The following is an 8,127-nucleotide window of genomic DNA, read 5'->3' on the forward strand; positions in this document are numbered from 1 at the left end:
TCGGCGGTGCAGCGTGGCTTGAGCACGCAGGTGTGGCAGGCGGTCAGGTTGCGATGATGGTCGATCTCGTCCCGGCGATCGGATCGAGCAAGTCCCTTTGTCAGGTGCTGCCCGGCAGGACACGTATAGTGATCCTTCTTGGCGTCGTAGACGAACTCCTGTCCGGTGAAGAGACCGCGCTTGGCGTTCCCGGAAGTCAGGGTCTTGGGCACGCACGGCATCACCCCGGTGCCCTCGCAGTCCAGGACCTGATCGCCGTCCGGCCAGAACCGTGAGCGTGCCGCACCCGGTCGCCTTCTGCGCCCGAAGGCCCATCGGCGCGAGCTGAGCCCGGTCGCTGCCGACGTTGATCACATTGTGCGCCACGATCAGATGATGTTCGGCATCCACCGCGGCCTGGACGTTGTTGCCGACGACGCCGGTGCCTTTGCCGCTCGTCGCCATAGAACGCGCATCCGGATCGGTCAGCGAGACCTGTCGGTCGGGCGCCGCCTCGACGCGCGGGCGCATCGCCTCGAGAGCCTGCACTTGGCCGCGCAGACCCGCGATCTTATCCGCCAGCCGCTCGGTGCGGGCCTCGGCGACATCGCCCGGCTCGCGATCGGCCCTGTCCAGAGCCGCGAGGTAGCGGGCGATGCTGGCCTCGACCTGCGCCAGGCGCGCCTCGACCTTGGCGGGCGTGAAGTTCTTGTCGCGGTTGTTGACCGCCTTGAACCTGCTGCCGTCGATCGCCACGAGGGCTTTGCTGAAGAGCTTCAGCCGACGACACAACACGATGAACTGCGCGCACGCCGCCTGGATCGCCGGGCCGTTGTCCTTGCGGAAGTCGGCCAGCGTCTTGAAGTCCGGCATCAGCCGGCCGGTCAGCCAAATCAACTCGATGTTGCGCTGGATCTCGCGTTCCAGTCGGCGGCTCGATGGGATGCGGTTGAGGTAGCCGTAGAGATAAATCTTGAGAAGGGTCGCCGGATGATAGGCCGGACGGCCGGTCGCCTCGGGCACGGCTCCCGCAAAGCCGAGGGCGGCCAAATCAAGCTCATCAACGAACGCCTCGACAAGCCGCACCGGATTATCCGCCCCGACGTAGTCGTCCAGGCTCTCGGGAAGAAGCATGGTCTGCCGACGATCCTCGTCTGCGATGAAGCGCTTCATCCTGACCCCTCCAGATCGGTGATTTTCCTATCAGATCTGCGGGTTTTCACACAGCCTGGACCCTGAGCCGACCTTGCGACCGTCCGCTTGTGGGTAGATAAAGCCATATCCAAGGCTAACATTTAGAAGTCGTTTTTGGCACTTATCGATCTTCATGTGTGGAGAAGCTTGATCGTTCTCGCCTCTTGTGATGAAGGATGTCGATCTCCGCGCGGGCGGAGGAACCGGCGCAGGCGAGCGCCCGGGCGGCGGCCCTCCGGGCTGATCTCCGCGCAGGCGGAGGAGCCTCCCATGGGTCGCCGTCAACCATCTGGTAGTCGGGTCGATCTCCGCGCAGGCGGAGGAGCCAGGCCCGAGGCGCCGTCGCCCGTATAGGTGAGGGGTCGATCTCCGCGCAGGCGGAGGAGCCAGATAAGCCAAGCTTATTGCGGACGACCCTCAGGGTCGATCTCCGCGCAGGCGGAGGAGCCACCATGCCGACCGACGCGAAGACGGCTGTCGAGGGTCGATCTCCGCGCAGGCGGAGGAGCCGAAGCCATCGCCCGTGTGGTTCCGGCCGATCCGGGTCGATCTCCGCGCAGGCGGAGGAGCCACGGTCGCCCGACTCTTAGTCCACACGCTGTTGGGTCGATCTCCGCGCAGGCGGAGGAGCCCGTCGATCAGCGTCTCGGGGAACCAGTCTCCGGGGTCGATCTCCGCGCAGGCGGAGGAGCCTCCTCCGGGTAGAACCGGACGTTCAAGATCGGGGGTCGATCTCCGCGCAGGCGGAGGAGCCGCGGACATCAACGCGCTCGCCAGGGCGCCTGAGGGTCGATCTCCGCGCAGGCGGAGGAGCCAGCTTGACATATGCGCCATTCTGAAAGCGAGCGGGTCGATCTCCGCGCAGGCGGAGGAGCCGGCCTTATTCCGTCGCACCCCCGCCGAAACGGGGGTCGATCTCCGCGCAGGCGGAGGAGCCTCTGGCAGCTAAGTCGCTGGTGACATTGACGATGTCAAAGAACGGCGTCAACGGCGCACGAGAAGTGCACCGTCGAGATCCGCCAAGGTCCTGGGCGGAAGACCGAGCGTGCGCAGGCCGAGCCGCCCCGGCTCGCTGTCGTCCTTCCACAGGAGGACAACCGAACCACCCGGCATCTCGGTCCACCAACCCGTCATCACGGTCCACAGGCGCTCGCGCACTCCCTTGGAGAGTTCTGCACCCACGAACACGCCAGGCGCCGCCTCCGGCATCACGGACGACAGAAAGCCGCGATAGCGGTCCGCCACGTCGCGCGTGACGACGACCGTCATAGGCATCGGACCGCTCCGAACATTACGCAGCATCCTCCTCGAACAACGTTTTGATCCGGTCGATCATGCCCGGGATCACCCCGTCGCGCCGCAATCGTTCCGCGACCATCCGGCGGGCGACGCGCTCGATCGGGTCGAACGGGCGCTTCTCGTGCGCTTTTGCGGCCTTGAAGGCGCAAGGCACCGTAATCGTGTCACGAAAAAGATCGGCGACGTCCAGCACGAAGCTCTGACCGGAATCCTCGTGCACGAAGCCGAGTTGGGGGATGGTCGCTGTCGCAGCCACAGCGATCGCGGCGGCGCCTTCTACAGCCGAGGCCGCATGATTCAGCGCCTGGTTCGGGATGTCGGCCGCGTTGGGGTTCTGGCGGTCGTAGCGTCGCCCTTCCCAGCGGATGCCGTGGCGTTCCGCCGTCTGGCGGTAGATCTCCTTCACCCGCGCGCCTTCGATCCCGCGCAGCACCGCGATGTCACGGTGAGGCAGCACCTCGCCCAGACGAAGCGCATACATGCGGCGCGCCACCTTCATCCGGCCCCCCTTGAGATCGGCCCAGGCCATCGCCTGCCGCCGGGCGAGCGCAGAGTTGTCGGGCAGGAGCGGCTGCGCGGTGTAGAAACGCACGCCGCCTTCGCCGATCGCGGCGAGCCCCGTATTGTGCCGCGCCAGGATGCGGAGCGCGTCGTGGCTCACCGTCGATCCCGGCCCGAGCAGGACGAGCGAGAGGGATTGGTGCGGGATGCGGTAATCGCCCGCCGGGACGGTGTCGCTGCCCGCCGCCACGAAGCGCAGGCAACCGTCCTCCACGGTAAGGTTGCCGCGGTCGAGCCAGAGGAGGCCGTGCCGGTCGGCATGAGGCAGACGCGCAGTCTCGAGCCCGAGGCGGCCTTTCAGCATCGCGTCACCCCGGCGGCCTCAGCAGCAGCATGCCGAATCCGAAGGCTCGGTGGCGGCCGACGCCCCGCGCCAGGAAGGCGGCGAAGGCGTCGGGATCGCGGACCGTCAGCGTGCCGGTCACAGTGGCGTCCGGGTGGCCGGCCATGCCGCGCATCTTCTCGCTGGAGGACGGAATCTGGCGCAGGTCGCGGTCACGCCCCCGCCTCAGCGCGCGGGTCAACCGGAAGCTCTCGAGGTCGAAGCGGTCACGGCCGGGATCGTGTTCCGCGCCGCCCGCGAGGAACTGCCGCGCGAGCCAGTCGCGATAGACCTCGCCGCGGCCGAACGGAGCCGTGCCGATGCCGTTCTCGACCGGATAGCTCTCGACGGCCGCCAGATAGGCGTCGTGCTCACGCGACTTCGTCCGGTCGCCGTCGCGGTCGCGGCGGACCATGGGACGGATGCGAGCCCGGAAGGCGAGGCGCGTCCCGGCCGGGAAACGGTCAGGCATGGTCTTGGCGGCAAGCCCGTCCAGGCCGAGCGCCTCGCTCACCTCGGGCTCCGCGAGGCTCGCGGCGAGGCGCAGTGCGGGCGGATCGCCCCGCGTGTAGCCGAGGATCTGCGGGGAGGCATCCGCGCCCGGCCGCTCGCGCCGCCGCGGCGGGTCCAGCAGCACGAAAGGTTGCGGCGAATCTTCGCCGAAGGCGGCCTTGAGGATCGCGTGCAGGGCGTAGCCGAGATCGTCCGCCCCTTGCGGTGCCACCACCTTGCGGCGCTCCGCCCAGCGGAGCAGCGGCCCCAGCGCAGGCCGCATCTGGACGAGCGTCAGCGTCATTCGGCGGCCTCCCGGCGCGGCAACGCGCGGATGCGGACGAGGCGATGGCCGCCATGCACGCCGGAGCGCCAGTTCCGCTCGTCGGTCAGCGGCCGGACGTGGTCACCGGGCAGGGCTGGCTCCCCTTCCGGCAGCATCACGCGGAGAGTGGAGGACCCGTCCTCCGGCGGCAGGAACGCGAGCGCGGCGAGGAGGTTCGCAGCCTCGACGATTCTGAGCCTCGGATCCGCATCGAGGAGGGGCCTCGAGGGCAGGCAGGGCTTGCGGCCCAGGAAAAGCGGCCGGGCCGGACTCAGAAGCGCCTCGCAGAGATCGTCGAGCGTCGGGCGGGCGTCTTCCGGCTCGAGCCGCAGCGCAACCGCGCAGGAGGTGTCGCAATCGTAGTCGGGCCGGCGGATATGCGGCCCCTTGTAGGTGCCGGCGCCGCCGGCCCGGCCTTCCGGCCGTCCGCGCGTCGTCCAGCCCTGATCGCCCGCGCCGAGCCGGGCCGTCTGGAAATCGGTGATGCGGGTGCCGGGCCGGTCGAGCCGCGCCGCGAAGACGAGCCGGTCCTGAAGCCCCTGCAACCTGTCGCGTTCGCCGCGCCGATAGCCCAGCGCATTGGCGAGGAGCCCGGTCAACAGCGAGGCGCCGGGAAAATCCACGATCACGCCCCGCGCATCGACCGTCTCGCCCCCGAAGGCGAGCAGGGGAGCTTCGAGCCGCAGGAGGAGGAAGCGCGGCATCAGTTGCCGACCTTCGCATCCGCCTCACGGACCTTGTCGGCGGCCCAGGCGGCGAGGCCGTCGAGGCTCATCGTCTCCCCGAAGCCGGCGGCACCCGTATCCTCGACGGCGAGATGAGCCCGATCCTCGCCCGACCCGTAGGCGCCGTCGAAACCGGCGAGCTTGGCGGCCATCCGCGCCACGGCCTCGGCCGCGAGGTCGTCGCCGCGCCGGAGCGGCACGGCCTTGCGGAAGGCGGATGCGAGCGTGCGCGGCTGGCGCGAGCCGGCCTCGACCAGCATCAGGTCGGCATAGGCGTAGGGCGCGGTCGAGCCCTTCTTGGCGCCCGGCGAGACGGTCGCGATCAGGTGGACGAGATGCTCGACGACCTTGCCGGCGAGGTCAGCATCGCCGGCAAGGTTCGCGACGAGCAGCGGCACGTCCACCACCACGTAGCCGTAGTAGAGGCCGGAGGTCAGCTCGGTGTCGAAGATGCCGCCCGACCCGGCCTCGCCGGCCTCGACCCGAAGGTCATCCACGACGGTGAAATAGTCGCTCTCGCTTTCCTGCGGATGCACCGTGAAGGCGTGGGCGACATGGATCGCCGCATCGGTGTTGGCATCCGGATCTGAGGTGACCATGCGGCCGAACAGGGCCGCTTCGAGACCCGAGGCGAGCTTGCCTGCGGTCGACAGCATGGCCGCGAGATTGGCCTTGCCGCTTCCCTTGGCGATCCGGGCATCGACCTCCGCCTCCGCGGATTTCGCGTCGGTCGCTGCGGCGACGGCTTCGGCGCCGACCCTCGCAAGGTAGTCGATCTCGGGCTGGCCGAGCAGCATGGCCTGGCGGTCCGAGACCTTCGCGCTGTTCTTGCCGTAGAGATGCTTCACGATCGCCGCCTCGACGGCTTCGACAACCTTCGGATCGCCCGACAGCTTGGGCGTGATGCGCCGCTCCACGATCTCGCGGGAGCGCACGCCCATAGGTGCGCCGACACCTTTCAGGGACCATTCGTCCTCGGCGAGGCGCCAATGCCGCTTCAGGCTCTGCGAGGAAATGCGGGTGCGGGTGGTTCCGCCATAGGGCAGGCGCTTGGCGAGCCCGGCATCGTCGCGGTTCAGGAGCACGGCCGGATAGGAGGCGAGGAAGTGGATCTGCAGGAAGCGGGTCACGCGGCGTCTCCCGATACGGTCTGTGCTTGAGGCGATGCGGCCTTTGCCTCGGCGCGGAAATAGCCGCGCGCAATGCCTTGGCGGATGGATTTGCCGGCTTCGCTTTCGGGCTCGTCCGACGACATCACGAGATCGGCGATCGCAAGGACGGGCAGGCGTCGGCCCTTCGCGACGAGAAAGCGAACGGCCCGCGGCAGCGCATCGGGCAACGCCTCCGCGCTCGCGTCGAGAAGGATCGCGAAGCGGCCCTCGCCGTAGCCGGCCTCGAAAAGCTCGCGACCGAAACGCTGCCGCGCGCCGCGGACCGCCTCGGCCCAGAATTCAGCCTGCTTCCCGAGTTCCGGCGGCTCGCTGGCGCGGGGCGGAAAGGCAAGGCTGTCGGGCGCCGCGAGCGCGGCGGCATGAATGACGAGCGCCCAAGCCGGGAGCCCGATTTGCGCGAGTCGCGCCTCCGGCACATGACGCGCCAGGAGCCGATGGAGCGCGACATCCGCCAGCGCACCGGAGGGATCGAGCCGGCGCAATTCCGCAAGCGGCCCTCTGCCGAAACTGTCCTCATGCGCCATCCGGGCCGCCATTCGGGCGATGACGCGGGCGCGGATAAACGTCCCGCCCCCGGGATCAGGCTGCATCGTCACGGCGCGTCTCCCCGAAATATTTCGACAGCCCCGTCTTTTCGTTGCGCGTTCCGGCCCAGAACGCCGTCTCCGCGCGGATCAGGGACCGCCAACGCCGGTCCACGGCCTTCGACATCCCGGCATCGGCCTCCTCGACCAGCGGCCAGGCGACGTCGCGAACGAGTCGGCGGACCCATGCCGCACGCACCGCCTCCGGATCGGCGCCCGGCGCGAACTCTGCCCAAAGATCTTCGAAGAACGTCGCGTCGACGGCCCCGTCGAAACGGGCCAGGAAGTCGCGGGCACGGGCGTCGGCGCCCTTGTCCTTGTAGTCGATCTGGTCCGGCCCGTTCTCGAACAGCGCGAGCAGGGCCGGCTTCAGGACGCGGTTCTGGATCTCGCCGGCGAGGCCGACCCTTCCGGTCGCGGCCCGCGCGAGAGGCTCGGTATCGCGGCGACGCATCTTCCCGAGGATGACCTTGGTGACGGGGATGCGCCGCTCGTGCAGGCCTTCGGTCTTGCCCTGACCGCGCGTCAGCGCCCGGGCGAGGATGACGAGCCCTTCGTCGGCGTCGGTCGCGTTGATCTCCGCGAGCGGCGGTTGCGCATGCCCATCGCGGCCGAAGAGCAGCTTGACCATGCGCCGGTAGTGGAAGCCGCCCGCATCGACGGTGAGAACCTTCACGCCGTCCTTGTCGGCGACGGTCGGCGCCCAGGGGTCGCCGGTCGCGCCGCCGGGGATCGGGACGATCCGCGGGGTCTTGGAGCCGCTGGCCCGCGCCGATAACCGACCACCGTCCTCGACGAGCCGCACGCGCCGGCAGATCTCGATATAGAGCGGGTCGAGTTCCGCCTGACCCAGCGAGGCCGCACCGTCCCACGGCCGGAGCCAGACGAGGCCGAGTCCGTTCTCCGGCGCATAGCCGGGCGGGACCTCGCCCACACGCCGACGCGCCACGAGCGCCTCGATATCGCGCCGGACCTGCGAGACGGGGCCTCTCGTGGGCTCGACGCTGAAGGCGGGGCGATTGGCGAAACCCCCGTTCATGCGGCTGACGCCGTAGTTCCCGGCCCCGAGGAACCCTTCAGTCGTCTGCAGCGTCACGAGGGCGAAAAGCCAGTCGTCCGGGGCGGATTCCAGCATCACCTCGCCCTTCAGGTCATGGTTCTTGGAGGTGACCAGCATGTCGAGCGCGTCCGGCGTCTCGATCCGGTTCTTTAGCTCTTTAAGGCCGCCCGGGATCGGCGGCTGAAGCAGCGCGGGCTTGTCCGGCGGCGAGACGAGGCACCAGGGCTCGTCATCGGGGAAATCGGGCGTCAGGCCGCGCAGTATCTCGCGCCACGTCGCCTCGTCCTCCGGCATCGCCTCGCGACCGGCCCGGATCAGCGCAAGCGCGCCGAGCTGGACGAGGAAGGCATGCCAGGCGTGGCGCTGGTGGGGGCGCAGGCCGGGGAAGGACGTGATCTCGTTCCGGGCCAGCGC

7 protein-coding genes, 1 pseudogene and 1 CRISPR repeat array are annotated in these 8,127 nt (G+C 69.1%); all 8 genes and pseudogenes read right to left on the reverse strand.

Annotated elements, in window-relative coordinates; all coding sequences use genetic code 11:
* Positions 1-1,152: pseudogene (locus PKD06_RS17575) on the reverse strand (IS1182 family transposase); the annotation flags it as partial.
* Between the two features lie 197 nt (positions 1,153-1,349).
* Positions 1,350-2,110: direct repeats of the CRISPR family, unit length 29 nt; unit sequence GGGTCGATCTCCGCGCAGGCGGAGGAGCC.
* A gap of 47 nt (positions 2,111-2,157) precedes the next feature.
* Positions 2,158-2,442 (reverse strand): type I-E CRISPR-associated endoribonuclease Cas2e, encoded by a 285-nt coding sequence (cas2e, locus tag PKD06_RS17580; RefSeq protein ID WP_324382403.1) that lies wholly within the window; start codon positions 2,440-2,442, stop codon positions 2,158-2,160.
* Positions 2,443-2,464: 22 nt separating this feature from the next.
* Entirely contained in the window at positions 2,465-3,337 is an 873-nt protein-coding gene (gene cas1e / locus PKD06_RS17585) for a type I-E CRISPR-associated endonuclease Cas1e (protein WP_324382405.1), read from the reverse strand.
* A 4-nt stretch (positions 3,338-3,341) separates the two neighbouring features.
* Positions 3,342-4,151 (reverse strand): type I-E CRISPR-associated protein Cas6/Cse3/CasE, encoded by an 810-nt coding sequence (locus PKD06_RS17590; protein ID WP_324382407.1) that lies wholly within the window; start codon positions 4,149-4,151, stop codon positions 3,342-3,344.
* Complete coding sequence (gene cas5e, locus PKD06_RS17595) at positions 4,148-4,876, reverse strand: type I-E CRISPR-associated protein Cas5/CasD (RefSeq protein ID WP_324382408.1); 729 nt, start codon at positions 4,874-4,876, stop codon at positions 4,148-4,150. The genes PKD06_RS17590 and cas5e overlap by 4 nt, the downstream gene beginning before the upstream one ends.
* A complete protein-coding gene (cas7e, locus tag PKD06_RS17600) occupies positions 4,876-6,027 on the reverse strand; it encodes a type I-E CRISPR-associated protein Cas7/Cse4/CasC (protein ID WP_324382410.1) in 1,152 nt (383 codons plus the stop codon). The genes cas5e and cas7e overlap by 1 nt, the downstream gene beginning before the upstream one ends.
* Positions 6,024-6,659, reverse strand: coding sequence for a type I-E CRISPR-associated protein Cse2/CasB (locus PKD06_RS17605; RefSeq protein WP_324382415.1), 636 nt, complete (start codon positions 6,657-6,659; stop codon positions 6,024-6,026). The genes cas7e and PKD06_RS17605 overlap by 4 nt, the downstream gene beginning before the upstream one ends.
* A partial coding sequence (locus PKD06_RS17610; RefSeq protein WP_324382412.1) for a hypothetical protein occupies positions 6,649-8,127 on the reverse strand: 1,479 nt, incomplete at its 5' end. The genes PKD06_RS17605 and PKD06_RS17610, both read right to left, overlap by 11 nt.

This window comes from Enterovirga sp., assembly GCF_035325185.1.
Taxonomy (GTDB): Bacteria; Pseudomonadota; Alphaproteobacteria; order Rhizobiales; family Beijerinckiaceae; genus Enterovirga.

Coding starts and splice junctions, on each gene's coding strand:
- cas1e (WP_324382405.1), bottom strand. CDS start 3,337: ATGCTGAAAGGCCGCCTCGGGCTCGAGACTGCGCGTCTGCCTCATGCC.
- PKD06_RS17590 (WP_324382407.1), bottom strand. CDS start 4,151: ATGACGCTGACGCTCGTCCAGATGCGGCCTGCGCTGGGGCCGCTGCTC.
- cas2e (WP_324382403.1), bottom strand. CDS start 2,442: ATGACGGTCGTCGTCACGCGCGACGTGGCGGACCGCTATCGCGGCTTT.
- cas5e (WP_324382408.1), bottom strand. CDS start 4,876: ATGCCGCGCTTCCTCCTCCTGCGGCTCGAAGCTCCCCTGCTCGCCTTC.
- PKD06_RS17605 (WP_324382415.1), bottom strand. CDS start 6,659: ATGCAGCCTGATCCCGGGGGCGGGACGTTTATCCGCGCCCGCGTCATC.